24 protein-coding genes and 1 other annotated feature are annotated in these 26091 nt (G+C 40.6%); of the genes, 1 reads left to right on the forward strand and 23 read right to left on the reverse strand.

Going from position 1 to position 26091, the window contains the following annotated elements; genetic code table 11:
* Window positions 1–19 precede the first annotated feature (19 nt).
* The 16 genes from DWW33_RS02645 to DWW33_RS02715 form a co-directional block, all read right to left on the reverse strand.
* Window positions 20–820 carry a sigma-E processing peptidase SpoIIGA gene (locus DWW33_RS02645; RefSeq protein WP_118638783.1) on the reverse strand — a complete coding sequence of 267 codons (801 nt, stop codon included), beginning with the start codon at window positions 818–820 and terminating at the stop codon, window positions 20–22.
* A gap of 329 nt (window positions 821–1149) precedes the next feature.
* On the reverse strand, window positions 1150–2385 hold the full coding sequence (gene ftsZ / locus DWW33_RS02650; protein WP_022243364.1) for a cell division protein FtsZ: 1236 nt from the start codon (window positions 2383–2385) through the stop codon (window positions 1150–1152).
* Window positions 2386–2541: 156 nt separating this feature from the next.
* Window positions 2542–3291 (reverse strand): cell division protein FtsQ/DivIB, encoded by a 750-nt coding sequence (locus DWW33_RS02655; RefSeq protein ID WP_117841198.1) that lies wholly within the window; start codon window positions 3289–3291, stop codon window positions 2542–2544.
* A gap of 3 nt (window positions 3292–3294) precedes the next feature.
* Window positions 3295–4416 (reverse strand): putative lipid II flippase FtsW, encoded by a 1122-nt coding sequence (ftsW, locus tag DWW33_RS02660; RefSeq protein ID WP_118638784.1) that lies wholly within the window; start codon window positions 4414–4416, stop codon window positions 3295–3297.
* A 6-nt stretch (window positions 4417–4422) separates the two neighbouring features.
* On the reverse strand, window positions 4423–5784 hold the full coding sequence (gene murD / locus DWW33_RS02665; RefSeq protein WP_117698313.1) for a UDP-N-acetylmuramoyl-L-alanine--D-glutamate ligase: 1362 nt from the start codon (window positions 5782–5784) through the stop codon (window positions 4423–4425).
* 19 nt (window positions 5785–5803) lie between these two features.
* A complete protein-coding gene (gene mraY / locus DWW33_RS02670; protein ID WP_117698314.1) occupies window positions 5804–6757 on the reverse strand; it encodes a phospho-N-acetylmuramoyl-pentapeptide-transferase in 954 nt (317 codons plus the stop codon).
* A gap of 94 nt (window positions 6758–6851) precedes the next feature.
* Complete coding sequence (locus DWW33_RS02675) at window positions 6852–8657, reverse strand: peptidoglycan D,D-transpeptidase FtsI family protein (RefSeq protein ID WP_243006644.1); 1806 nt, start codon at window positions 8655–8657, stop codon at window positions 6852–6854.
* Window positions 8658–8725: 68 nt separating this feature from the next.
* The gene (locus DWW33_RS02680; protein WP_118638785.1) at window positions 8726–10762 is read right to left on the reverse strand and encodes a peptidoglycan D,D-transpeptidase FtsI family protein; all 2037 of its coding nucleotides are present in this window, start codon (window positions 10760–10762) and stop codon (window positions 8726–8728) included.
* 20 nt (window positions 10763–10782) lie between these two features.
* Window positions 10783–11271: a hypothetical protein gene (locus DWW33_RS02685; RefSeq protein WP_022243371.1), complete on the reverse strand. Its 489-nt coding sequence runs from the start codon at window positions 11269–11271 to the stop codon at window positions 10783–10785.
* 14 nt (window positions 11272–11285) lie between these two features.
* A complete protein-coding gene (gene rsmH, locus DWW33_RS02690; RefSeq protein ID WP_022243372.1) occupies window positions 11286–12233 on the reverse strand; it encodes a 16S rRNA (cytosine(1402)-N(4))-methyltransferase RsmH in 948 nt (315 codons plus the stop codon).
* 10 nt (window positions 12234–12243) lie between these two features.
* Window positions 12244–12675 (reverse strand): division/cell wall cluster transcriptional repressor MraZ, encoded by a 432-nt coding sequence (gene mraZ / locus DWW33_RS02695; RefSeq protein ID WP_022243373.1) that lies wholly within the window; start codon window positions 12673–12675, stop codon window positions 12244–12246.
* A 201-nt stretch (window positions 12676–12876) separates the two neighbouring features.
* Window positions 12877–13053, reverse strand: coding sequence for a hypothetical protein (locus tag DWW33_RS15610; protein ID WP_022243374.1), 177 nt, complete (start codon window positions 13051–13053; stop codon window positions 12877–12879).
* A 103-nt stretch (window positions 13054–13156) separates the two neighbouring features.
* Window positions 13157–13756, reverse strand: a complete 600-nt coding sequence (locus DWW33_RS02700) for a zinc dependent phospholipase C family protein (RefSeq protein WP_022243375.1) — start codon at window positions 13754–13756, stop codon at window positions 13157–13159.
* A 188-nt stretch (window positions 13757–13944) separates the two neighbouring features.
* Window positions 13945–14259 (reverse strand): DUF1540 domain-containing protein, encoded by a 315-nt coding sequence (locus tag DWW33_RS02705; protein ID WP_022243376.1) that lies wholly within the window; start codon window positions 14257–14259, stop codon window positions 13945–13947.
* Window positions 14260–14479: 220 nt separating this feature from the next.
* On the reverse strand, window positions 14480–16441 hold the full coding sequence (gene thrS / locus DWW33_RS02710; protein WP_117698317.1) for a threonine--tRNA ligase: 1962 nt from the start codon (window positions 16439–16441) through the stop codon (window positions 14480–14482).
* A 76-nt stretch (window positions 16442–16517) separates the two neighbouring features.
* Window positions 16518–16720, reverse strand: a binding site (T-box leader).
* 93 nt (window positions 16721–16813) lie between these two features.
* Entirely contained in the window at window positions 16814–17314 is a 501-nt protein-coding gene (locus tag DWW33_RS02715) for an SEC-C metal-binding domain-containing protein (RefSeq protein ID WP_117841202.1), read from the reverse strand.
* A gap of 191 nt (window positions 17315–17505) precedes the next feature.
* Between DWW33_RS02715 and DWW33_RS16185 the strand changes: the two genes are divergently transcribed.
* The gene (locus DWW33_RS16185) at window positions 17506–17808 is read left to right on the forward strand and encodes a hypothetical protein (RefSeq protein WP_330408315.1); all 303 of its coding nucleotides are present in this window, start codon (window positions 17506–17508) and stop codon (window positions 17806–17808) included.
* Between the two features lie 37 nt (window positions 17809–17845).
* Here the strand turns inward: DWW33_RS16185 and rplT are convergent, their stop codons facing one another.
* The 7 genes from rplT to DWW33_RS15910 all read right to left on the reverse strand — a co-directional run bounded on the left by rplT (window position 17846) and on the right by DWW33_RS15910 (window position 25980).
* Entirely contained in the window at window positions 17846–18202 is a 357-nt protein-coding gene (rplT, locus tag DWW33_RS02725; protein ID WP_022244106.1) for a 50S ribosomal protein L20, read from the reverse strand.
* 24 nt (window positions 18203–18226) lie between these two features.
* The gene (rpmI, locus tag DWW33_RS02730; protein WP_022244105.1) at window positions 18227–18424 is read right to left on the reverse strand and encodes a 50S ribosomal protein L35; all 198 of its coding nucleotides are present in this window, start codon (window positions 18422–18424) and stop codon (window positions 18227–18229) included.
* Between the two features lie 22 nt (window positions 18425–18446).
* Window positions 18447–18941 carry a translation initiation factor IF-3 gene (infC, locus tag DWW33_RS02735; RefSeq protein ID WP_022244104.1) on the reverse strand — a complete coding sequence of 165 codons (495 nt, stop codon included), beginning with the start codon at window positions 18939–18941 and terminating at the stop codon, window positions 18447–18449.
* A gap of 238 nt (window positions 18942–19179) precedes the next feature.
* Window positions 19180–20820: a MutS-related protein gene (locus DWW33_RS02740; RefSeq protein ID WP_117841203.1), complete on the reverse strand. Its 1641-nt coding sequence runs from the start codon at window positions 20818–20820 to the stop codon at window positions 19180–19182.
* Between the two features lie 12 nt (window positions 20821–20832).
* A complete protein-coding gene (locus tag DWW33_RS02745) occupies window positions 20833–22635 on the reverse strand; it encodes a hypothetical protein (RefSeq protein WP_117698319.1) in 1803 nt (600 codons plus the stop codon).
* Window positions 22636–22818: 183 nt separating this feature from the next.
* A complete protein-coding gene (locus DWW33_RS02750) occupies window positions 22819–23001 on the reverse strand; it encodes a hypothetical protein (RefSeq protein WP_117698320.1) in 183 nt (60 codons plus the stop codon).
* Between the two features lie 18 nt (window positions 23002–23019).
* Window positions 23020–25980 carry a hypothetical protein gene (locus DWW33_RS15910; protein WP_243088490.1) on the reverse strand — a complete coding sequence of 987 codons (2961 nt, stop codon included), beginning with the start codon at window positions 25978–25980 and terminating at the stop codon, window positions 23020–23022.
* Window positions 25981–26091: the final 111 nt, after the last annotated feature.

Consider the following 26091-nt stretch of genomic DNA (forward strand, 5'->3'; position numbering starts at 1 on the left):
CTCTTATTCACATTCCATCCTATAGCAGATGGCAATTTAAAATCATCTGATATTCCTTCTTTTGAAACAACGATGGACTTCCAAGTGCAATCACCGCCTGTAAAATCTGCCGCTCTTTTTTTCCTTCTTTAATATAAAGTTCTTCTACGGTAAGTGCTTCTACCAAGCCGTTTTTCTCTCCCATACTGCTAAATGGCAACAGTCGTACTACCGGCTCATCTTCCCGGAAAATCGGCATCAGAAGCTCTTTATCTATGATACTGACCGGTTTTCCCACATAGGGGTCGATCAGCAGATTTCCGGTATCATAATAGGCTTCTAACAGCAATTCATGTTCATGATAGCAAAGACGCACCTGATAAAGATGCCGGCTTCTCTCCTTTCTGCTGCGCCATATTATGGATGCTGACACAGCAATTCCCGCCGTCAGCACCATTGCCAGATAAAAATGCTGCCCATAAAAAAGGCTCTTATTGAGCCACTGCATGCAGCCTCCTGTCAGAATCGAAAACAAAAAACAGCCAAGCCAGTTTTTTATCAGAAAAGCGACTCTTTGTGTCGTATGTTTCCTCGTAAAAAATGCAATCATAACCATGCCAAGCGGAACCGCTACATACATAATCAGCCGATACAATCTATAGGATGAAAGCATCAGAAAACAAATGACTCCCATACCACTTCCAAATAAGGCAGCAAGCAGTATCCTGCCCTTATGTATGAGATTCCGCAAAAAAATGCCTGTCAGGAACAGATTCAGCACATCCATCAGGAAATTATTGACAAAAAGAACATCTAAATATATCTCATAAATACATGCCACCTCCCTTCCTTTCCTGCATTATACAAACTTTCCTCTGCATATTTTGTCAAAACAGATGCCGCCATTCTTTCATTTCATTGACAGAATCCGACTGCCCGGCAGGGAAGTTGCAAAAGAAACGTAATGCACTCTGCAAATCTTACCTACAGAAGCTGCCACCGGCAGCTTCTTACGGATGCCTGACAACGCAAAAAACGCTTAGAACAATGGCTGTCACCAGTATCTGGTACATTTCAAATGTTCTAAGCGTCGTATCATACAGGAACTTCAAATTCCTTTTCTACTCTTACACTATAATTTTATTGCTATCCTTTTCAAAATGATAGTTCTTATTTTTTGGTACTCTTTAAGAACTCCGGAATTTTAATATCCTTCTCATGAACAGTGCTTTCCGGTCTCTTTGGTTTGGTAATTCCAATAAATGGAGAAGCTGCCGGAGCCGGCTGCTGTGCAGCAGTCTGTCCCAGAGTAGATGTTGCTCCGAAACTGCTGTTGGTTGTAACATTAGCAGTACGGTTTACAAGTCCGGAATTAATGACCGGTCTGGTGGTTGCTGCTGTATTTGGATATTTCAATCCGGACATAAGATTAGAAGATGCAGTGGTTTTTGCTGCATTCTCTTCCAGTCCTGTTGCAATTACAGTAATCGTTGCAGCATCTGTCATAGTCTCATCATATTTTGCACCAAAGATAATATTTGCATTATCGCCGGCAAGATCTTCTACATAGCTTGCTGCATCATTGGCATCCATAAGAGAAATATCACCGGAAATATTGATAATAACATGGCTTGCTCCATTGATAGTTGTCTCAAGCAATGGACTGGTAACAGCCAGTTTGACTGCCTCAATTGCCTTATCATCACCCTTAGCCATACCGATACCGATATGTGCAAGACCCTTGTCCTTCATAACAGTCTGAACATCTGCGAAGTCAAGGTTAATCAATGCCGGCATATTAATCAGGTCTGTGATTCCCTGAACCGCCTGCTGAAGCACCTCATCTGCTTTCTTTAATGCATCCGGGAAGGTTGTTCTGCGGTCTACAATCTCTAATAATTTATCATTTGGAATTACAATCAAGGTATCTACATTCTCACGAAGCTTGTCAACACCGCTTAAAGCATTTACCATTCTTGCTTTTGCTTCAAATTTAAACGGCTTAGTTACAACACCAACGGTAAGAATTCCCTGATCCTTTGCAATCTTTGCCACAACAGGAGCTGCTCCTGTACCGGTTCCGCCACCCATACCACAGGTTACGAATACCATATCTGCACCTTCAATAGCTGCTGACAACTCTTCCATACTCTCTTCTGCAGCTTTGGCTCCAACCTCCGGCTGTGCTCCTGCTCCAAGTCCTTTGGTAAGCTTCTCACCAATCTGAATCAACGTAGGTGCTTTACATAAAAGTAATGCCTGTTTATCGGTATTTACTCCAACAAACTCAACACCACCAATATTTTCATCAATCATTCTATTTACTGCATTATTACCTGCACCACCAACACCAATTACAATAATTTTAGCACTGGATTCTGCTTCTGTTGTTTTAATTTCAAGCAAGGTAGTTCCTCCTTCTCTCCCTCATTCTATATGTAATCTATGAGAAATCTGCTTTACAGATTTCTCATAAAAAGTATGCCTTTATTTACTCATATACTCTATCATATAATTTTTCGTAAAAATAATCAACCTATATTTTCTGTTTTTTTGAAAAAATTACGCCGTCTTTTCAAAAGTAATATCTGTAGTATCTTCTGTCCAGTCTTCCAGATGAAGAATGCCTGTAAGTCCTTCCAGATTTGGCATAATTTTCTCCATACGAACTACTTTTTCCGTAAGGCTGGTTGCCTGTCCAAGATTCACCGTAATCGTTCCGTACTGCAGGGTTACATTTCCCTGGTCATCATAATTGATGGTATCCGGAACCAGATTATACTTCTTTAAGGTCTGGGTTACTGCCAGCAAATCCTTTAGGGTATCTTTTCCGCTTACGTCAAGCTTTTCATAAAGTACTGCTTCCCCACAAGCCAGTCCGGTAATCTGCGGTACTCCTTCGATGACATCTGTAGACATTTCCACTACAAAGCCATCTTTGTCAAAATAGACATTCTGTCCCAGGGAATCCATATATAAGTAGCCCAGCAGTCCTTTTTCATATACTTCTACATGAAGGGTATGCGGTGATTTGACACTCACCTCCATCGTATCAATAAACGGAACTTTCTGTGTATCAAAGAAACGATATTTAAAATATACATATAATGTATTCCAGGAATAGTCATCATTTAAGACCCATTCCTTAATCTGCTCATCACTGTATAATTTATTGCCTTCTACTTCGACATTTTTTACGGTAAATACCTTGATTACAATGAGTGCTGCCAGTGCCAGAATCAACAGTGTAGTCAGAAATCCAATCAGGATATGTTTTCTTCTTCTCTTCTTTCTGCGTTCTTCTCGTATCATATCCTATCCCTCCAACTGAATTCCTCTGGAAACACTTAACGCAAGTCCCATTTCTGCTAAGAGGAATGATGCCGAAGTACCACCATAACTGATAAAAGGAAGTGTGATACCGGTATTTGGAATACTGTTGGTTACAACGGCGATATTAAGGATTACCTGAATGGCAATGTGAGCCATAATACCAACCACCAGCAATGCACCATATAAATCTTTCGCATTATTGGCAATTACCATAAAACGCCACAGCATTAAGATAAACAGCAAAATCAGGCAGATTGCTCCGAATAATCCAAGCTCCTCACAGATGATGGAAAATACCATATCATTCTGCGCTTCCGGTACGAACCCAAGCTTCTGCATACTGGCACCAAGTCCTTTTCCAAAAAGTCCTCCAGAACCAATGGCATATAAGCCCTGCATGGTCTGATAACCTTTATCATAATTCTCCGGATGGAGCCAGATTTTGATACGTTCTGCACGATAGCTTGCCAGTACAATAAAGACTGCTCCGAAAGCGAATACTGCGATTGCCATTCCCACAAACTGCGCATATTTCGGGCTTGCCACGAACGCCATTGCCACTGCGATACCCACAATGATAATCGCGGTACTTAAGTTCGTATAAGCAACCGGTCCAACCAGCGGAAGCAGTAAAACCATTACCTTCATCAGTTCCTTCAGATCGCCAATCTTCTTTTGCATGCGGCTGATTACCGTTGCAAGAAAAATAATGACAGCAAGCTTTGCAAACTCAGATGGCTGGAAAGAAAGCGGACCAAGGCGGAACCATCTGGTAGAACCATTTCCATTCGATCCTAAAAAGATAACGGAAACGCACAGTAAAAATGCGCCTATGTATGCCACACCATACAATTTCTTCCACACATGATAATCAATCTTGGAAATCACAAACATGGCAGCAAATCCAAGGCAGCATGCAAATGCCTGCCGCTTTAGATAATGAGTTCCATCGCCATACTCAATCTGTGCATTATAAGAACTGGTGCTGTACAGCATAACCAGACCAAAACACACTAAGAAAATAATAACAAACAAAAGTGTATAGTCAAAATATTTAATTGTCTTTTCTTTTGTGTCTGATTTTCTTCCCGGTCTGCGGCCCATAAATCACTACTCCTTTAAATTGCGCACCAAATCCTTAAATATTCTTCCTCGTTCTTCGTAGCTTTTAAACATATCCCAGCTTGCACATGCCGGTGATAATAATACGGCATCACCGGAAACTGCATTGTCATAGCAGATATTTACTGCCTCTTCGAGACTGTCTGCGAATACATACTCTGTAAATCCATGTCTCTTTGCACAGTCTGCAATCTTCTCTTTTGTTACTCCGATTAATACTAATTTCTTTACTTTACCATCGAAGCTTTCTATCCATTCATCATATTCAGACTGCTTATCATAGCCACCGCCAATGAGAAGTGTCGGACGGTTCATTGCCTGAATTCCCTTAATCGCTGCATCCGGGTTTGTTCCCTTGGAATCGTTATAGAATTTTACGCCACGTTTCTCCGTAACATATTCAATTCTATGCTCTACTGCCTGGAACTCACGCAGTGTTTTTACAATGACATCCATCGGTACTCCGATACTTATGGTCATGGCAACTGCCGCCATAACATTTTCATAATTATGGGTTCCAAGAATATTTAGCTCATTGACATCAATGACTTCTTCCTCTTTGCCCTCAGAGACATAAATAATCTTCTCACCATTTAAATAACATCCATTCTGTACCGGCTTTTTACTGTCAAACCAGAGCACTTTCATGGATAAGGATTCCCCAAATTTGCGAAGTACTTCATCCTCATAATTTAAGACGCAGACATCGTTTGCTTTCTGATTCTTTGTAATGTCCTCTTTTGCCTTAATATAATTTTCCATGGTATGATGACGGTTCAGATGATCCGGTGTAATATTTAAAATAGCAGATACATCCGGAGCAAAATCTACAATTGTCTCTAACTGGAAACTGCTGATTTCTGCTGCTGTTACCGTTTCTTCTGTGGTATCTGCCGCTACCGATGTATATGGAATTCCAATATTTCCTACGACTTTTACATCCTTAAAGTAATTGGATAAAATTTCTCCCACCAGTGTAGTGGTTGTCGTCTTGCCATTCGTTCCTGTAATTGCAAGGATTTTTCCTTTTGCCACCTGATAAGCAAGCTCAATCTCACCAATAATCGTAATTTTCTTATCACGCATGGCATTTACCAATGGTAAATCGGTTGGAACACCCGGACTTAACACAACAAAATCCAGTTTATCCATCACTTCTTCCGGAAGGGTGCCCACATAGATTTCTGCCTTGGCAAAGCTCTCCGATTTTTCTTTGATTTCTGCTACACTCTGCTTTTCATTTCCTTCAAAAACGAAAATATTCGCATTCTGTTTTTCTAACAGCTCTGCTGCAGCAATTCCACTTTTCCCAGAGCCAAATACCAGTACATTTTTCTCCTGAAATTCCATTTTATTCACTCCTGTCTCTTTATAATCCAATCAATGCAACCAGACATAAGATTGCTGTTACAATTGAAAATACTGCCACTACCCTGGTCTCTGACCAGCCACCTAATTCAAAGTGGTGATGAATCGGAGCCATACGGAAAATTCTCTTTCCACCTGTTTTTTTAAAATAGGTTACCTGAATGATAACAGATAATACTTCTACCAGATAAATCAGTCCCACAATCAGAAGGAAAATTGGCATCTGAAGCATATATGCGGTAGCTGCCACAAATCCACCCAGTGCAAGAGAACCGGTATCTCCCATAAATACACTTGCCGGATATACATTAAACAGAAGGAATCCCATCAATGCACCTACTACAGCACAGGTAATCGGTTCGATTCCGCTGTTGGTTCCCACTGCAACTACAGTAAAGAAGGTTGCTACGATAATGGTTACGCTGGTAGCAAGACCATCTAAGCCATCGGTAAAGTTGACTCCGTTTACAGTTCCGATTACTGCAAAATACATGACCGGAATTGCAAGCCAGCCAATATTCCAGTATTTTCCACCGGAAAATGGAAGCAGCATTGTAAGGGAAACATCTGAAAACTTCACCATGTATACCACAAAAACAGTGGTCACTACAAGCTGGCATAACATTTTCTGCCATGCAAGCAGTCCATCCGACCGTCTCAGTACAACCTTCAAATAATCATCTAAAAATCCAATTACGCCAAATCCTACTACCATAAAGAGAATCGGAATAATCTTCGGATAATCTTTTACATAAATCAGACTGGTTACAATAATACTTGCGATAATCATCAATCCACCCATGGTAGGGGTTCCCATTTTCTTCTGATGGGATTCAAGCTCTTTCCGCTCCGTCTGACCAACTTTCAATCTTCTTAAAAAAGGAATTACGACCGGTCCTAACAATGCACTCACTGCAAAAGCGATAATAACCGGAAGAATAACATGATACGTCATAACTGCACCTCTTTTTATTTTCTTTTTGTATATCATTTCAACTTATCTAGTATACGTTATTTAGAGATTTCCTGCAAGATATCTTCCCAAAGTTTCACGGATTTTCCTGAATTTCCGCATCTTCTGTAACCAGTGCCTGCTCAATGCCAAGATATGGCAGAATATTGGAAAACAAATCCCGGCAGACCGGTGCTGCTATGGTTCCACCATAATAAACGCCTTGTGGATTATTGATAATAATTAAGGCAAGTACCTGCGGATCGTCAGCCGGAGCAAAGCCTAAAAAAGAAGAAATATACCTTTTTTCACTACGTGGAAGCGTCTGGGACGTTGCGGTTTTGCCGCCAATAGAAAAGCCTTCAAGAGCCGCATTCTTTCCACTGCCCTCAGATACTACTTTTTCCAGCAAATAGCGCATGGTGGTGGAAGTTTCTTCGCTTACAATATGTTCCTTTTGTCCATAGACAAAAGTATGTGTCACTTCTCCTTCTGCATTTTTCGTCTCCACGCCAAAATGCGGCGTCACACGGTTTCCTCCATTTATAATAGAGGAAACCGTAGTTGCAAGCTGAATCGGTGTAATCTGGAAGGACTGCCCAAAGGACATGGTTGCAAGCTCCACCTGACCGATATTTTCTCTTTTATGCATAATGGTGGATGCTTCCCCCGGTAAATCTATATTTGTCCTGGATAATAAACCAAACTGTTCAAAATAATCGCAGAAGCGGTCGGAACCGATACGAAGTCCGATTTCTATGAATACCGGGTTGCAGGAATTCATAATGCCATGGGTAAAATCCTCTGCCCCATGCCCTCCCACTTTATGGCAGCGGATTCTCCTGTCCTCCACAATCTTATATCCCGGACAGTTAAACTGGTCAGAAAGACTTACTTTTCCCTCCTCCAAGGCTGCGGATGCTGTTATTATCTTAAAAGTGGATCCCGGTTCATAAGTGTCATTGATGCACTGGTTTCTCCACATTTTATTTAAAGCATCCTGCTTCTCCTCTTCGCTCAATTCCGTGTCATTCTCCGTATTTAAGGCAAAAGGTTCATTGAGATTAAACTCCGGTTCATTTACCATGGCAAGAATTTCGCCGTTCTGTGGGTTCATCACAAGGATGCTGACACTATCTGCCTGTTTTTCCTCCCGCACCTTTACTGCCGCCTGCGCTGCATACATCTGGATATTATAATCAAGACTTAAATAAAGGTCATCTCCTTCTACCGGCTCACTCCGCCGCTCTCCGGCATTTTTTATCTCTACGCCTCTGGCATCTGTCAATGTAAGTATCTTTCCATTGATGCCCTCCAGATATTCATCATATTTTACTTCTATTCCGATAATTCCCTGATTGTCCCCGCCAGTAAATCCGATTACTTTAGAAGCCAGTTCATTATAAGGATAATACCGTTTATAATCTTCATCGATCTTCACGCCCGCCAGTTCATAAGATCGAATCGCATCTCCGGTTTCTTTCTCCACATTCGTCTTAATCCGTTCAATGGAACTAACCTTCTCTACCCGCTTCCGCACTGTCTCTTCTGACATGCCAAGCTCTTTTGTTAAAACTGCAATTACCTTTTCCGGGTCTTCTATCTGGCTGTGAATCACAGAAATCGTACATACCGTCTTATTTTCTGCTAAAACCACACCATTTCTGTCATAAATATTTCCTCTTGCCGCCTTGATATCCCTTTCTCTTTCATGGAGATTCTCCGCCCGGACCCCATAGTATTCTGAACAGAATATCATAAGATACACCAGTCGTCCCATCAGAAATACCATCAGCAGTAATACTGCCACAAAAATAATCATAATTTTTCGTCGGTTAAAGGTTTTATTCCGATAGATGCAAAATCTGTTTTCTTCTTCCTCCTGCATTTTTTGCTGAAACATAAAAACATAACCTCATAAAAGCAGTTATTATAATCTATTACAACTTTTACAAGGTTATGTTGTTTTCTCTATTGTGCTACATCCTGTGGCTGTAAACCATCCTCCGGTGGTACTGTTTCCTCTGCAATATCCGGTGTCTGGTCTACCATAGAATCCTCCGGTGCAGAATCCGGAACATCTGTTGTTCCATCTGTCGGTGCTTCTGCCGGGTCTGTCTCTTCTGTTACAACAATGTCCTCATCCGGATAAATATTAAGATAAGGCAGTGTCTCTTCGAAAATTCCCTTTGCGATTTCCTGTGCAAAGGTACTGTGAAACTCTTCTTCTGCGTTTGGTTCGTCTACTACTACATATACCAAAAGCTGCGGATTGTCTACTGGTGCAAAACCGATAAAGGAAACCAGATAATTTCCCTGTCCTCGAGGAAGCTTCTGTGCTGTTCCGGTCTTTCCACCCATGGAGTATCCCGGCACTTTTGCATATTTTCCGGTACCATCGGAAACCGTTGCATAAAGATACTGTTTTAATAATTCACTGGTAGATGAAGACACTGTTTTCTTTAACAAGGTTCCATTGTCTTCCTGTATGACATTCCCATTTTCATCTGTTATTTTCTTTACCACATGTGGCTGATAATAGTTACCACCATTAATAATGGAACAAAAAGCACTTGCCACCTGTATCATGGTAACATTAAAGTTCTGTCCAAAGGAATTGGTAGCCAGGTTAATGGTGCTTAGCTGGTCTTCGGTATAAATTAAGGAATCGGTTCTAGCCTCTCCCGGTAAATCAATGTTTGTCTTGGTACCAAAGCCGAAAATCTGCTGATACTTAGAGAAATTCTCAGGTCCGATATCATAAGACATCTGCATCAGGGCATCATTACAGGAATTCTTTAAGGCATCTTCTACTGTTTCAAGTCCATGTCCGTTGGTATTTACACAGTGAATGTCATGACCGGAAATCGTCTCGTATCCATCACAGATAAAAGTACGGTTCGGGTCTAAAGTTCCGGTATCCAGACCACAGGCTACGGTAAAAGGTTTTACGGTAGAGCCCGGTTCATAAGTATAAGTAATGCAGAAATTAGACCATAACTGGTTTAAAGCATCCAGTTCTGCATCGTCATCCATAGCATCAATTTCTTCCTGGGTATAATAGGCAGACAAATCCCTTGGATTACTACTGTCATAATTTGGATAATTTGCCATGGCAAGCACTTCAGCATTCTGTGGGTTCATTACAATAACTCCCACATGTTTACTTCCAGCACCCTCTCTTGCTGCATCCCTGTATTCTTCTTCAAATGCAGCAATCTTATCTTCTACGATTTTCTGGATATTTGCATCAATGGTCAGTGTAACATCATTACCATTCTGGGCATCGATTACTGTCTTCTCAAAATTACTGTCGGAATTCAGATAACCATATTCTCTTCCGTTGGTTCCATTCAGAACACTGTTATAGGAATTTTCCACTCCATTCATTCCCAGATTACCGCTGGTAGTAAATCCTACTACCGCACTGGCTAGAGAACCATATGGATATTCTCTCTGGTATTCTTTTTCAAACCAGACTCCATTAATTTTTCCTTTTTTCTCTGCATCGCCGCTCTTCTTATCGGAAGCTTCCTTTTCTGCCGCCTGCATATCTTCAAACGCCCGAATCTCTTCATAGCTTAATTTCTTTGCCAGAACATTGTACTGGCTCTTTGGCTTATCCGTAATCAGATTACGTAAATCGGTTTCATTCAGCTGTGGGAAACAGGTTATCAGTGCATCGATGGTCGGGTCAATATCTGCCGAATCACTGTTTAATACCTTACAGTCTAATATCACATTGTATACATCCACGCTGGTTGCAAGTATCGTTCCCTTGCAGTCTGTAATATTTCCACGCTGATAAGGAATGACCGTACTGTCATATTTCTGCTGGGATAATACTTTCTTTTCGTATTTCTTTCCACTGGTGTGTTCAATATACATCAATCTTACAATTAATCCCAACAAAAGTAGTGCTATTATTACAAACAGCACTACAAGTTTCTTTTGCATTTTCTTACTAAATTTTGCTATTTTCTTTCCGCCGCGTCTCTTTCCTGCCATTTTACCACCACGTTTGTTTCCTACTTATTCGGAATATCCTCAAACTGATTCATATAATCTTCTTTATCAACCGTATAATGTATAATCTGGTCCGGTCCCGCATAGCTCATGCCAAGCTGGTTCATTGCTATATCCTTGATGGTTGAAAGATCTACTGCTGTCTCGATTCTTTTTTCTGCCGCATCATTATCTGCCTTTAATTCAGCTACCTGGCTTTCTAATGCAGAAATTGTCTTTAAATGCGTTGTAATTCCAGACTGCAGACGGATATACAGTACTGCTGCCACACACATAACCAGCAGCGATACAGATAAAAATGCCACATAACCCAAATCCATATGTGCTGACTTCTCCTGATTCTTCTGCGCCATACGTCTGTTGCGCTGTCTGATTTCCTCCCGCTGCTTTTCTTCCTGTTCTCTGCGGTAATCCGGTGCAGCTTCTAATTTACGGACAGTGTTTCCATCTATGTAAGTCTGTGTTCGATAATTTCTTCTTGTCTTCTCCATTTTCACGTCTCTCCCTAGTCATTGATATGCCGTTCAAATACTCTTAATTTTGCGCTTTTTGCTCTCGGATTCTCTTCCATTTCAGATTTCGTTGGAAGAATCGGTTTTCTAGTGATTACTTTTCCTTTTGGTTTCTTGCCACATACACACACCGGAAATTCTTTCGGACAGGTACATGGATTTTCATTTTTGCGAAAGATGTTCTTTACAATTCTGTCTTCCAGGGAATGGAAGGTAATGATACAGATTCTTCCATCTTCCTCTAAAAGGTCTATCATCTCATCCAGGGTATCCGATAAGACTTCCAGCTCACGATTCAGTTCAATACGAATTGCCTGAAACGTTCTCTTTGCCGGATGTCCGCCAGTACTCTGTACTTTCATCGGTATGGATGCCCGGATAATTGCGGTCAGCTCTCCGGTTGTCTCAATTGGTTTCTTTGCCCGGGCTGCGACAATATGCTTTGCAATATTCTTTGCGAACCGGTCTTCCCCATAGTCTCTTATGATACGATACAGCTCTGATTCACTGTAATCATTTACAATATCTTTTGCCGTTAATGTCTGACGCTGATCCATTCTCATGTCCAGTGGTGCATCTTCCTCCCGGTAGGTAAATCCACGCTCCGGTGTATCTAACTGAAAGGAAGATACTCCCAGATCAAGAAGGATTCCATTTACCTTCGTCACTCCGATACGGTTCAATTCTTCTTTCATATTGCAGTAATTGCTGCGGATAATGGTTACTTTATCAGAATAATCCTTTAACCGCTCACTGGCTGCTGCAATTGCATCTTCGTCCTGGTCAATTCCTATCAGCCTTCCGTTCTCATTCAGCCTTTTTACAATTTCGGAAGAATGTCCCGCTCCACCGAGCGTTCCGTCTACATAAATTCCGTCCGGGCGAATATTCAGATTGTCTATGGTCTCATGCAAGAGAACCGATGTGTGTTTAAATTCCATGTTCACTCCTTTAGATACTCAAGCCAAGTTCTGCCATGTGTTCTGCAACTTCATCCATGTCATCATAAGTATTGGTATCCTGCCATCTGTTCTTGTCCCAAATCTCAATTCGCTTTAAGACTCCGACTGATACGACTTCTTTCTCTAATCCGGCAAATTCTCTTAACACTGCCGGAAGAAGAATTCTTCCCTGCTTGTCCACTTCACAGGTTGTTGCTCCTGCAAAGAAGAAACGTGAGAATTTTCTTGCATCTTTTGAGGTAAGTGGTACGTTGCGGAATTTTTCTTCAATGTTCTGCCATTCTTCATTTGGGTACACAAAAAGACACCCATCCAAACCCTTCGTTACTACAAACTCATCACCGAGCTGTTCTCTGAATTTGGAAGGAACAATCATTCTGCCCTTGGCGTCTATGTTGTGACTGTACTCTCCCATGAACATTGTCAAACACCTCAGTCCGGTTGCTATTTATCCACAAAGTTATCAACTTATCCACCACTTTGTGCCATTTTCAACCATTTTCCTCCACTTATGAATACATATTACCCCACTTTTGGGAAAAAATCAATATACTACACATAAAAATGCACAAAAAAAAGAAGCACATTTCTCAATGTACTTCTTTCCACTTACTCTTTACTTTTATCTTATTGGTACAAGTTCTTTTTGCTCACATAGCGATACATAGTTCTCAATCAGTCTGTCCACTTCCAGGCTCAGGTCATAGCATTCATCCATACTTTTCGCTCGTTCCAGTGCTTCATCCAGTCGGATTCTTGCACGTTCAATCGCAATGCGAAGTGCTTCCCTTTCATCCATAAGCATTTCTCCTATGCTGTGTCCCATCTCTGTGTTGTTCTTTGTAAATTCATTTTACTCTGCTCATCACCAAAAATCAAACAAAATATAACATCTTTTTTCGTCAATATTCGACAGCAAGCGGCATTTTTTCCTTATGCTGTGTTTTATAAAACAAATCGGCAATGGCCTCCACCAGCATCCGGTTGGTTGCTACTATATTCCGAATATCTGTTTCTATATTAATTTTTCTTCCAAGATACTGTTTATGCCTCTCTAAAATATATTCATACAGTGCCTCTGCATCAGAAAAATCAGCCTGCACTTTTTCTCCTGCTTCCATATTCCGGCTCATGATATAATTTTTAAGGCTTCGCTTCAATTGTTCTTCATAGGAACAATGATCCTTTAAGTTTCCCGGATAAATCTTGTTATGCGGATAAGTAAAATAATCAGCTACATAATGCGTTACCTGCCCGAGATTCATATAATACCGGCGTTTACGGGTCAGTTTCCCCTGCTGTTTACCGAAAATCAATTGATTCACCATCTTTTTCACATCCGGAAACGTCCCATTGATTTCATGTTTCTTATATACAAAAGATGGTTTGCAATCCGGCAGGATGCTGCCAATATAAAAAGACAGTCTATGTTTCTTAAGTTCTTCATCCTCTGTATTCTTTGCAATATAACGTGCCAGCAAAATATGTGATTTTTTTCTCATTTGCTTCCTCCTGTTTACCATCTACACCTTACACATTACTTCTGCTTTATTTATGCTTCAATCACATTATACTTTCTTTCATCTCATTTACAATAGTATTTTTCTTAAGATTCTTCTAAATTTCTGTGTCCAATCTGTTAAGAGTAGACACAGAAATATTTTGCTAAAACTTACTGATATTCCACTTTTTAGGAACAACAGAAGCTGGCACACTCTGTTTCCATACAGGTACAGGCATTCGTTCCGGCTACCTGGATGTCTTTTGCATGACATTTTCTTCCTTCATTGAATTTACAGTTTACTGCCTCACAGGTAACATCGCTCATCTTAGGCGGTTTACCGGTCGAATTGGCACATCCACAGTTTTTCTTCTCTTCAAAACTTCCACAGCTTGTCTCGCTGTTGCGGTTTGCATGTGCACCCTCTACCGTAATATTTCCACGGCAACAGCAATCATCTTTCTGGAAACTGCAGCTTCTTACAGAACATTTTAATTCTGTCACAAAAATCATCTCCTTTCTTTCGTTACATGTTTAGTATCTCCAAAGGAAATCTTTTTATGTTACCAACTTCATGTAAAAAAATGTATCTTGACACATTCTCGTGCCTGCGGCGGCCGCTTTCCTGTAAAGCAAAAAAGACTGTTGTCCGGTGCAAATACCAGCAACAGTCTTTTTAAATCCATATAAATAATAAAATTAAAAATTAGATTTTATTGCATTTTTATTTTTCTTCTGCAACTTCTTCCTTACGGATTTCCTTTGTACGAATCTCTTCGCAGATTGCATCAATGAATTCTCCTAAAGGTTTTACACCTTCATCTCCTGCAAAACGGCTTCTTACGGATACGGTTCCGTCCTCTGCCTCCTGCTGACCAACTACCAGCATGTACGGCAGCTTATCCAGTCTTGCTTCACGAATCTTGAATCCGATTTTCTCAGAACGGTTATCAACCGTTACATCTACATCATGAGCTGCTAATTCTTTTCTTACCTGCTCTGCATAGTCTGCATATTTTTCAGAAATCGGCAATACTCTTACCTGTTCCGGGCAAAGCCAGGTTGGGAATTTTCCTGCATAATGTTCAATCAGCCATGCAAGGGTACGCTCATAACATCCCATGGATGTACGATGGATAATCCAAGGAAGTACTTTCTCACCCTTCTCATCGATATAGTACATGCCAAACTTCTCTGCACTTGCACAGTCAAGCTGGATGGTAACCATGGTATCTTCTTTTCCATATACATTCTTTGCCTGAATATCAATCTTTGGTCCGTAGAATGCAGCTTCCCCATCTGCTTCTGTATACTTGATGCCATTCTTATCCATAACATCACGCAGATACTGCTGGGTACTGTTCCAATATGCTTCGTCGCCCAGATATTTTTCTTTGTTGTTCGGATCCCATTTGGACAGACGGTAAGTAACATCTCCATCGATACCAAGTGTAGTCATTACATAATGGCAAAGCTCAGTACATCTGGTAAGTTCTTCTTCCGCCTGTTCCGGGCAAAGAATAATATGTGCCTCTGTAATAGTAAACTGTCTGACACGGGTAAGTCCATGCATCTCTCCGGAGTCCTCATTCCGGAACAATGTAGAAGTCTCTGACATCCGATATGGCAGATCTCTGTAAGAGTGCTGTTCATTCATGTATACATAATACTGGAATGGACAGGTCATCGGACGCAGTGCCATTGTCTCTTTGTCGTCGCTGTCCTTATTTAAAATGAACATTCCATCCATGTAGTGATCCCAGTGTCCGGAAATCTTATAGAGGTCACTCTTTGCCATCAGCGGAGTTCTGGTACGTACATAACCCCACTCTTTATCCTCTAAGTCTTCTATCCAACGCTGCAGTTTCATAATCATCTTGGTTCCCTTTGGTGTAAATAAAGGAAGTCCCTGTCCGATAACATCAACAGTGGTAAATAATCCCATTTCACGACCAAGTTTGTTATGGTCACGGCGTTTGGCATCTTCTAATTTCTCTAAGTATTCTTTTAACTCTTCCTTCTTATTAAAAGCAGTACCATAAATTCTCTGTAATCTTGCTTTGTCAGAATTACCTCTCCAATATGCCATGGAAGATGATGTCAGCTTAAATGCCTTTACGCCCTTGGTTGTCATCAGATGTGGGCCAGCACATAAATCTACGAAGCCGCCCTGGTCATAGAAAGAAATTTCTTCTCCCTCTGGTAATTCTTCAATCAGTTCTACTTTGTATGGCTCATTACGTTCCTGCATGAATTTGATTGCTTCCTCTCTTGGAAGTGTGAATCGTTTTAATTCATGACCTTCCTTGATAATCTTCTTCATCTCTGCTTCCAGATTATCGAGGTCTTCTCTTGAAAATGGGGCATGATCAAAATCATAATAGAATCCATCTTCAATTGCCGGTCCGATCGTAATCTTTGCATCCGGGAATAATTTCTTTACCGCCTGAGCCAGCACATGGGATGCAGTATGGCGGATTACCTTTAATCCTTCTTCATCACTTGCTGTTATAATATTTAAATTGCAGTCCTTGTCAAGAACGGTTCGTAAATCCACCACTTCTCCGTCTACTTCACCGGCGCATGCAACTCTTGCAAGGCCTTCGCTGATATCTGCTGCAATATCATAGACTGATTTTGCTTCACTGTACTCTTTTACTGAGCCATCTTTTAATGTGATTTTCATGTTCAAGTCTCCTTTTCTTATTATATTAGTATTAATAACTGTAAAGTAAAAAATCCCTGATGCATAAAATTTATGCATCAGGGACGATACTCTATCGTGGTTCCACCCTGCTTGCTGTACTTATCGTACAACCGCTCATTCTGATGATAACGGAATCACCGGACCGGATTGGGGTCACTCAGAGCTGGTCTTCACATTACACTCCATCAGAATACTCTCACCAGATGTATTCCTCTCTTTGACTTCCTGTCATGCTACTCGTCTCTTCTTTGTTTTGTCCTTTTGACAAAAGCTATTGTATACTCTTTTTTCTGCTATGTAAAGAGTTTTTCTGCGAAATATTTTCCAAATGTTTTCCAAAATATTTTATTCTTATCTTCCGCAGCAGAATTTATATTTCTTTCCACTTCCACAAGGACACGGATCATTTCTTCCGACTTTCTTTCCAACTACAACAGTGCCGGATTTCTTCTGCTCTAAATAAAGCTTTCTCTTGGTATCTGCATCAAAAATTTCATCCCACTGTGGTAATTCATAGAGCCAGTCAGCTTTGGCATCTACCATGTTCTTGTATAATTTTTCTTTATCGAATGCAAGGCTTACCTTGGTATCCTCTTCCATAGTATCAATTGGGTTTGGTGTTACCAGGCTGTCATTGATTCCATCTAAGAATCCAGTCATATCCATAATGCTGAGGTCGTATTTCTCTGCCAGCTCTTTTACAGTTCCTTCTACCTTCTCATCCGGGTTTGCTAAAAGCTTCTCATATACGCCCTTCTCTAACATAAAATATCTCTGCCAGAACTTCTGTAATTTTCCTCTATCTGCCTGCTGATCATAAGCAATCTTCTGCCATTCTTCTAATAATGCCATTGTTCATATCCATCCTTTAATCCATATTTAGTCGTATAACGCTTGTTTCAGTATAGCATATTTTGTGCTTTTTTCAAGTATTTATCCTCTGCAACTTTACATTTTCTGATTGACTATCTGCTGTCAAATGTTAAAATAATGTATATTGCTTTTTTCTAAAAACAGGTCATCAAAGAAAGTTGAGGTCATATATGAAAAAGACAAAACAGATTCTTGCAATTATCGGTGTTGTACTCTTAGTTGCCCTCTATGTTTCCACTCTTGTTTTTGCATTGATTGGAAGCGATTTTGCCACAAACTGTCTTAAGGCTTCCATCTATGCCACTGTGGTTGTCCCGGTTCTCATCTGGGCTTATACCATGGTATACCGCTTACTTAAGAATCATTACTCTTTAAGAGAAGATTTGGATTCCATCAAAAAAGAAGCTTCCGGGCAGGATGCTTCCGCAAAAACTTCAAATGAACCAAACATCAAAAAAGAGGATTGCGAATAACCACAATCCTCTTTTATAACTTGTCCACTTCTTAAAACTAAGCAAGTTTTGTTTTTGCAAGCTCTGCTAATGTTGCAAATCCTTCTGCATCATTTACAGCCATCTCAGCTAACATTTTACGGTTCATATCAACACCAGCTAATTTTAAACCATACATAAATTTGCTGTAAGATAATCCATTCATTCTTGCTGCTGCGTTAATACGGGCAATCCATAACTGTCTGAACTGTCTCTTTCTCTGTTTTCTTCCTGCATAAGAACTTGTTAAGGCTCTCATGACAGACTGTTTTGCTACTCTATACTGTTTGGAGCGTGCTCCTCTGTAACCTTTAGCTAATTTTAATGTTCTATTATGTTTCTTTTTAGCGTTTAAGCCGCCTTTAATTCTTGCCATGTTCTATTCCTCCTTAACCAATTCTTATAAATATGGTAAAATCTTCTTCATATTCTTAACATTTGTTGCATCTGTCATTGCAGGTTTTCTAAGATTTCTCTTAGTCTTAGTTGTTTTCTTTGTTAAGATATGTCTCTTATAAGCCTTGTTTCTCTTTAATTTTCCTGTTCCTGTTAATTTGAAACGTTTTGCTGCTGCTCTGCTTGTTTTCTGTTTTGGCATAATTTATTCCTCCTTAAAATCATTATCTTTTCTCTGCCAGCACCATACCCATGCTTCTGCCTTCCAGCTTTGGTGCTTTCTCCACTACTGCAATATCTGCAAGTGCTTCTGCAAAATCATCCAGAATATGTTTGCTTGCCTGTACATGTGCCATTTCTCTGCCACGGAAACGAAGTGTAACTTTTACTTTATTTCCTTTGGAAATGAACTTTCTTGCGGCATTCATTTTGGTATTCAAATCATTGGTATCGATATTTGGAGAAAGACGAACTTCTTTTAATTCAACCGTTTTCTGTTTCTTACGTGCTTCCTTCTCTTTTCTTGCAAGCTCATATCTGTATTTACCGTAATCGATAATCTTACATACAGGTGGCTTTGCTCCAGGAGCAATCTTTACTAAATCAAGTTCTGCTTCCTGTGCCAGCTTATATGCTTCTCTTGCTGACATGATACCTAACTGTTCACCATCCGCGCCAATCAGGCGGACTTCCTTATCTCTGATTTGTTCATTGATCATTAACTCGCTAATGGTCGTACACCTCCAAAATTAAATTCACCACAGCTTTGCCAGACAACTTTCCGTTTATTTCCGCAAAAAAAGTGGATAGACAGACTATCCACTTCAAAATGATTCGCTCATTGCATACTCATTATAAACACTTAGTCACTTGATTGTGCTAAGGTGAGAGTGGATACTCTACTTTCTTCAACTCGCTTATAGTACCATATGTCATTTCGTTCGTCAAGCATTATTTTTACCGATATTCGCTTCTGATATTTTCCGCCCTCTCAATAATCGTTTCCGGGAACCCGGTAAAGGAAAGCAGGCGGATTGCATTCTGGGAATTTGCTGGTCCCTTCTGCAATTTATAATCAAATACAATATCCGCTTCTCCAAACTCTTCGGAAAAATGATAATTGTCATAACCAATTTTTTCAAGCTCCGTCAATTCCTTATCATGGGATGCCACAATTGCAATGCAGTTATGATGTGCCAGATATTCCATGATTGCTTTTGAAGCTGCAATACGCTCCTGGGTATTGGTTCCTCTTAAGATTTCATCAATAACACAGATAACCAGTTCATCCTCCGACAAAGCATCCAGGATACGTTTTAAATATTTAATCTCTTTAATAAAATAACTGTCACCGGATAAAATATCGTCTCTTACCGCCATGGAAGTAATCATTTTTGCATGAGGCAGATGCATTCTTTTTGCGGTGCAGGTATGAATGCTCTGTGCCAGTATCACATTGACAGCTATGGTCTTGATAAAGGTTGACTTACCGGAAGCATTGGAGCCTGTGATAATGCAGTTATGCTGAAGTTCCATAGAATTGGTCACTGCTCCATGAAGCAGCGGATGATAAATTTCTTCCATCTCAAGCTGCTTTGCTTCCTCATATTCCGGTACTGTCACAAGAGGCAGACTCTTTCGGAAAGAGCCTGTGCTGACCGCTGCATCCAGTTCTCCTACCACCCGGTAAATCTTAAGATAAGCATCCTGGTTATCCATAAACTGATTCAATACTTTCATATAAGTAAGGATATGCCACTGGGTTACTCCCAGCAGGAAATCCTGCAGCATTTCAAACACATCTCCCATGGCATTTCTGCTCTGGATATTTAGCAGAAATGCCTTCTTATCCATTTTGGCAAATACCGGAAGCAGCGGTGCCAGTTCCTCACATATTTTGTCTTTCCGGTATTCCTGCTCCAGTTCTCGTGCTACCGTAATCAGGTATGCCGCCGTTCCCATCATATGAATCTCCTGGTCAAACTTCAGCCGGACCGTAAAGATATACACCGACAAATTCACAAGAAATACTACCACCAAAGCTGACAGAGCATATATATTATGAAATACGACTGCCGCCACAACAACTACCATCAGCAATATCCGGAGCATCTGATAAACCCAGAGATTTGAAATTGCAAAATCCTCTACTGTCTGGATAAAGGATGGAATATAGTAAGCCTCGTCTCTCTTTCCAAGCTTTGACAAAGTTTCTTCCAGATGATAGCGTTTTTCATCATCTGCTTCACAAAAAGCTATTCTTTTTTCTAAAAGCTCCTCTTCTTCCTTCGTCTGCTTCGCATAATGAAGCTTTGCATATAAAATTTCTTCTCCCATAGTGGAATCACAGTTGTTGATTCTCTGGTACACATCATCCATATTAAGGTCATTCCATGTGACCTCATCCACCTGCTGTGTTCCACCCACAGTATCCAGATAATTTCTTATCAGTTCTCTTTTAAATTCCTTTTTCTCAGGTTCTTTTCCATATTTTTCTTTCAGTGTCCGTTTGCAGCGGTTCTTCCAACTTTCTTTTGTCTTAATTGCTGAATAAGTAAATCCTGCAATCATAATTACTACAAGGATTGCTGCTTCCATTTCTTCGCCTTCCTACTGCATGATCCCAATGGTATCTATCCAGTAAATATTATCTTTATCCATAATTCCATTTACAGTAACGGTATCTCCCGCATGCAGGAAAATCAATTGTTCATTATCAGAAAACTTCTGCCAGTATACCATACCGTCGTCTCCTGCCAGATAAACATAGGTCTCTCCTGCAATCTCAACATACTGCATTTCACTGATTACAAAACTTCTTGTCTCTGTCTCACCTTCCGGAATTGTTTTTCCTTTGGCTGCTGTCTGTGCATTACCTGCAGTGCTGTTGCTGTCCCCGGAAGAATTTTCTGCCTCTTCCGGATTCCCAGTGTTTTCTGTACCATCACTGCCTGTCATCTTACGATACTTTGCAAAGCACTCATCGAGACTGGCTGCTGTTGTTACCATATTATAAGATTCTACATTTACCATGCCATAAAGCTTCACTATGCCGCTGGCATCTTTTAATACCATAATATAAGTCGGCTGACCATCTACATTAATCAAAGACGGGAAAGATGCACGGTATCCTTTCTCCTGCACTTCTCCTTCTGCAGCAGCCATTGCAGAGCTTTCATCTGCTCCTGCAATACTGTAATAATGTGCTTCTGAAGTCCGCTCATTTACCAGTATAAACCCGATATTGGAGGCATCATCATTGACGGAAGTAACTCCGGTATAAATCCAGATATCCCCGTCTTTGGCAACATAGCCGAAGTTTGCTTCGTAAGATTCCTCATCTCCGTCTTCATCCTCTACTACCGTTTCCGTACATTTCTTACAGCCTTTTTTGCCGAAGATGCTGTTCATAAATCCATTAGATAATTCTCCATACCAGTTATACTGTTCCACCAGAAGATCCCCGTCAAAGACATCATCCATCCAGTTCGGCACTTCTGATGCATCATAATACTGACAGTCTCCGCTGATTGGGTCACAGCTGATTGCACCCTCAACAGTTTCTCCACCAAATAAACCGATGGTGTATTTGTATACACTGGCAATATAGTATGGTTTTCCATCTTCGTCCACTTCAAAATGAAGATTTCCGAAAAGTTTATCCGGGTAATTCATACGGATATGCCTTCTTAAATCCTTGCCAAAGTAAGCAGACGGAACATAAATCATTCCTTCCTTTACCGGAACATACTGCGCCTTCTGTCCTACCGGATCAACAGTTATATAACCCGGAACACCATTTTCCTTATTTCCCATATATTTAAAGAAGCCGGCATACTCTAATGCAGATACTTTCGTTGGTGCCCCCTGATAATCAATCTGTGTGTAGTCTTCCGATACATTATACTGGCTCACCACTTCTGAAAGGCTTCCGATTTCACGATTACCCAGCAATACTGCACTGTCCGTATCCATTAACGCAATCTTTGATACAGAAGATGCTGTATTGATATCGCTGTTAAAATCACTGTCTTCGATGGTCAGGATATCTGCATATGCCTGTGCATGGAACATTTTGCTGCCATAAAATAAAAGAATCAAGAACAGAATTCCGATTACTCCAACTGCTGCAAAAATACCGTTTACCGGCTTTTCCAGCTTTCCTGCGGACTTACCTTCCGCCTTCCTGGCTGCCGATACCAACGCACCTATTATTCCTAACGGGAATAACATAACGCCTAATACAAACAGCCATAAACCTCTGGAATGAATATTCAATGCCGGAAGCAGAAGATAATACATCACTGCCACCCATAAAATATAAATAACCGGAAGTACAATGGACAGCCCCTTTACATGAGGCAGCTTTATCTGCTTTGTTTCAAACTCCCTTTTCTTCTTTTTCTTTGCCATACCTAATCTCCCTTTTCTTCTTTGCAATTATTATTGTATTATTTAATTAATACAATAACTCAATTTCAAAATAATGTCAAGTGAAAGCTTTCTTCAAATGGCTGGCAACTAAAAACAGCAGGACGACAAAATGTATTTTCATTTTCTATCGTCCTGCCTGCAATACTTATTTATATTATTTTTTTAAGCTCTTGCTGCTTTGCTATCACGCTTTTTATTCTGGATAACCATACATGCTACTGCAGCTGCGGTAACAGCCAGTGCCAGAATTCCCATTGGAAGATCTTTCTCACAGTCTCTCAAGAAAAACAGCACTGCCATAGCAATTACATATATAACAGCAATGATTCCATCTACTTTTTTCATACTTTCTGCCTCCTGCCTTTATGCATTTCTCTTCTGACGAAGTACTGCCCTTACTACATTATATCCTGCAAATACAATCGTAAGAATCATCATAATCCAATGGATGATACAGTTATCTTCTCCCGCCGGATTTGCTGCCAGAGGAACTGCTTCATCTTCTAATGCAGTTACTTCCTGTTTTGCATTATCGTCCGTTACATTCGCCAGTGGAACCTCTTCATCTTCTAATACCACCGGTTCTTCTGCATCCTGTGGCTGCTGTGCTGCCTGCTGCTGTCTGACTGGTGTCTGTGCCACCTGGGTCTGTGTAACCGGAGTCTGTGCCTGGATTACCGGTGTCTGTACGGCTGTCTCCGGCTGTGTATTGTTATCTGCCGGAGTTACCGCTGTTTCTGATGATGCTGGCTGGGCTGGATTTGCCGGCTGTGCCGGTTCCGTTGATTCTGCCGGCTGGGTTGGTTCGGTTGGCTCGGTCGGCTCAGTTGGCTCGGTCGGCTCAGTCGGTTCGGTTGGCTCAGTCGGTTCGGTTGGCTCAGTCGGCTCAGTCGGCTCAGTCGGCTGGGTTGGTTCGGTTGGTCCGGTCGGTCCAACTGGCTCGGTCGGCTCAGTTTCTTTCTCCTTTTCATCAAAAGAAGCATACACTACGGTACTATCATTTAAATCTGCAACATTTACTTTACTGCCATCTTCTAAAGTCCAGCCGGTAAATTCATAGGTTGTTGTCTCTGTCTCTGCCTTTACAGGATCTGTTACAGAAACTTCCGTTCCCTTTACTTCACGTACTTCCTGATATACATTTCCGTCTACCATAAAAGTAACGGTATAACTGTTATCAACAATTTCTCCATCAATATGCCAGGAATTCGGATTAATCATCCGGTACCATTCGATGCGGTAGAATCTTGCATCATCCCCTGCAATGCCGCTGTTCGCTGCATATGCATCTAAAACAGATGCAAGTGTTACCGGCATCTTTCCATCATAATTCTTTTCTGCATCAAAAGAGGCTGGTGCAGTAAAACCAGACATATCCGTTGTCACTTTCAGCTGATTTAAAGAAACTGCTGCTCTTCCTATATAGTCATAATTTGCTGTTGCATCACCAACTGTTCCTTCCGGACGGACAGTTCCTGCTTTCCGGATGTAGAACTCTGCCTTCTGTGTAAATGTATCTGCTACTTTTACATATACGTTATAACCCTCTGTATTGCGGAAAAGTTTTGTATATGTTGTCACTACACCTGCATTTTCATCCTCTAAGATGAATCCATGGATTACGCTTTCCTCTGTGGTTGCATAATCTGCTGCTTCTTCTAATACAGCCGGGTCTAAAATACAGTTTCCACTTAACAGCAGCAGTTTTCCATTTCCATATTTGGCATATACTTTTGCACGAATCTTACTGATTCCAAAGCTTACATTTACAGTTCCACTATAGTTACCGGTAAAGGTTACGGTTGCCAGCGCAGTTCCCTCTTCTACATTATCTTTGTAATTACCAACAGTATAATCGGTTCCTGCTGTTAATACTTTTCCATTATAAGTTACAGTTACATCTTCTTCACTGAGTGTTACTGCTTTTCCGGTATAATATTTTTCCTTTGCAGCTGCAATCACGCTGTCATTTTCCACTTCTTTCGGAAGAATGGTATAGGTTGTATTTACCGTTCCTTTATAGTTACCGATTCCGGTAATTGCTGCTGATGCCTCTCCTGCATTTGGATTACTTCCACTGTATATTGCAGTATAATCTTTTCCTTCTACTAATGTTTTGTCTCCATCCTTTACCACAACTGCAACTGTGTTTCCAGTATACTCAGTATCCTTTGCAGTTACCATTTCATTCGTCAACGTTTTCTGCCGGATAGTAAAGGCTGCTTCATTACTGTCTGCGGATTCAAATTTCTTTGCACTGGCTGTTGCAATTACCGTATAAGTTCCTGCGTCCACCGGTGCTTTGCTTAATTTGTTTCCTGCCTCATCATAATAAGTATAAGTAATGGAAATGCTTGGATTCTTCTCAATTCCCCAGCTGTATGCATTGGCATCACAGCTTAAATTCTTCTCGTCATTACTTCCGTTATATTCAAAATCACTGGCTGTAAGATTTGCATACAATGCTTTCAAATAGGTTCTTACCGGTACAATAAATACCGTCTCTTTATAGTTCTCTGCTGTATCTCCTTCCGGCACAAATACTACATGATGGTCTACATCTTCAAAGATTGCAGTTCCGGTAGTATTAAACCACAGTGTCTCATCCGGGCTCTGCCACTCAAAATGGCCTTCCAGTTCCTGGTTCTCATCATTGACCGCTACTGCCATTCCGCCATTCAGATGGGACTCTCTCAGTTTTCCGGACATATGATTGATTGTTGCAGATGGTTTTTCCTTAATTACTGCCTCTGCCTTATTTACAGTTACCGCATAAGTCCTGCTTCCTGCCTCATATACATCTGTTGCCGGTGTTGTAACCGTATAAGTATAAGTTCCTGCATTTAAAATCTCTTTGTCACAGGTTCCAGCAATACCACTCTTTGGACCATCCTTTACAAAGTTCTTTGCATTCAGTGTCTGGACTTTTCCGTTATAAGTCAGATTTGAAATGCTCTCTTCAAATACCGGAGTTCTCTTACTGATTTTAATAGTATATTTTTCTGTTTTCCATTGAAAGAGATAATTCTTATACTTGCACTTCAAGGTAACTGTTCCTGTCTTATCCGCAGTTACAGATACCTCTTTCTTATTTGTATTTTTTAATGTTACCTTATCTTTTCCACTGGTAACACTCCATTTGGTTTCGTAAGCAATCCATGCAGAACACTCGATTTTCTTCGTATCCTGCAGCTGCATCTTAATTGTACCATCCTTTTCGGCAGCTTTTACTGTCATCCCGGTTATTCCGGATAAGGACAATACCATCAATGCTGCCATTACAAAAGCTGTAATTCTTTTTCCCAACATTTTGGCTACTCTCATGTTTTTTCTCCTTTTATTCATTTTATCCATTTCCTGTTAATTTATGAATTGTATAACCAATCATAGCCTACTCTGTGTTATAAAAAGCGTTATATTTTTCTATTTTTTCTT

The organism is Roseburia sp. AF15-21 (assembly GCF_003479505.1).
GTDB lineage: Bacteria > Bacillota > Clostridia > Lachnospirales > Lachnospiraceae > Roseburia_C > Roseburia_C amylophila.

Excerpts from the sequence above, each read along its gene's own strand:
- DWW33_RS02745 (WP_117698319.1), bottom strand. The coding sequence starts at position 22,635 with ATGGCAAAGAAAAAGAAGAAAAGGGAGTTTGAAACAAAGCAGATAAAG.
- DWW33_RS02750 (WP_117698320.1), bottom strand. The coding sequence starts at position 23,001 with ATGAAAAAAGTAGATGGAATCATTGCTGTTATATATGTAATTGCTATG.
- DWW33_RS16185 (WP_330408315.1), top strand. The coding sequence starts at position 17,506 with ATGAAAAAGACAAAACAGATTCTTGCAATTATCGGTGTTGTACTCTTA.
- infC (WP_022244104.1), bottom strand. The coding sequence starts at position 18,941 with ATGATCAATGAACAAATCAGAGATAAGGAAGTCCGCCTGATTGGCGCG.
- DWW33_RS02700 (WP_022243375.1), bottom strand. The coding sequence starts at position 13,756 with ATGAGAAAAAAATCACATATTTTGCTGGCACGTTATATTGCAAAGAAT.
- DWW33_RS02740 (WP_117841203.1), bottom strand. The coding sequence starts at position 20,820 with ATGGAAGCAGCAATCCTTGTAGTAATTATGATTGCAGGATTTACTTAT.
- thrS (WP_117698317.1), bottom strand. The coding sequence starts at position 16,441 with ATGAAAATCACATTAAAAGATGGCTCAGTAAAAGAGTACAGTGAAGCA.
- DWW33_RS02685 (WP_022243371.1), bottom strand. The coding sequence starts at position 11,271 with ATGGAGAAGACAAGAAGAAATTATCGAACACAGACTTACATAGATGGA.
- DWW33_RS02655 (WP_117841198.1), bottom strand. The coding sequence starts at position 3,291 with ATGATACGAGAAGAACGCAGAAAGAAGAGAAGAAGAAAACATATCCTG.
- rplT (WP_022244106.1), bottom strand. The coding sequence starts at position 18,202 with ATGGCAAGAATTAAAGGCGGCTTAAACGCTAAAAAGAAACATAATAGA.
- mraY (WP_117698314.1), bottom strand. The coding sequence starts at position 6,757 with ATGACGTATCATGTTATTCTTCCGGTTATTATCGCTTTTGCAGTGAGT.
- DWW33_RS15910 (WP_243088490.1), bottom strand. The coding sequence starts at position 25,980 with ATGAGAGTAGCCAAAATGTTGGGAAAAAGAATTACAGCTTTTGTAATG.
- DWW33_RS02715 (WP_117841202.1), bottom strand. The coding sequence starts at position 17,314 with ATGGCATTATTAGAAGAATGGCAGAAGATTGCTTATGATCAGCAGGCA.
- DWW33_RS02675 (WP_243006644.1), bottom strand. The coding sequence starts at position 8,657 with ATGTTTCAGCAAAAAATGCAGGAGGAAGAAGAAAACAGATTTTGCATC.
- ftsW (WP_118638784.1), bottom strand. The coding sequence starts at position 4,416 with ATGGGCCGCAGACCGGGAAGAAAATCAGACACAAAAGAAAAGACAATT.
- DWW33_RS15610 (WP_022243374.1), bottom strand. The coding sequence starts at position 13,053 with ATGGATGAAAGGGAAGCACTTCGCATTGCGATTGAACGTGCAAGAATC.
- murD (WP_117698313.1), bottom strand. The coding sequence starts at position 5,784 with ATGGAATTTCAGGAGAAAAATGTACTGGTATTTGGCTCTGGGAAAAGT.
- mraZ (WP_022243373.1), bottom strand. The coding sequence starts at position 12,675 with ATGTTCATGGGAGAGTACAGTCACAACATAGACGCCAAGGGCAGAATG.
- DWW33_RS02680 (WP_118638785.1), bottom strand. The coding sequence starts at position 10,762 with ATGGCAGGAAAGAGACGCGGCGGAAAGAAAATAGCAAAATTTAGTAAG.
- rsmH (WP_022243372.1), bottom strand. The coding sequence starts at position 12,233 with ATGGAATTTAAACACACATCGGTTCTCTTGCATGAGACCATAGACAAT.
- rpmI (WP_022244105.1), bottom strand. The coding sequence starts at position 18,424 with ATGCCAAAACAGAAAACAAGCAGAGCAGCAGCAAAACGTTTCAAATTA.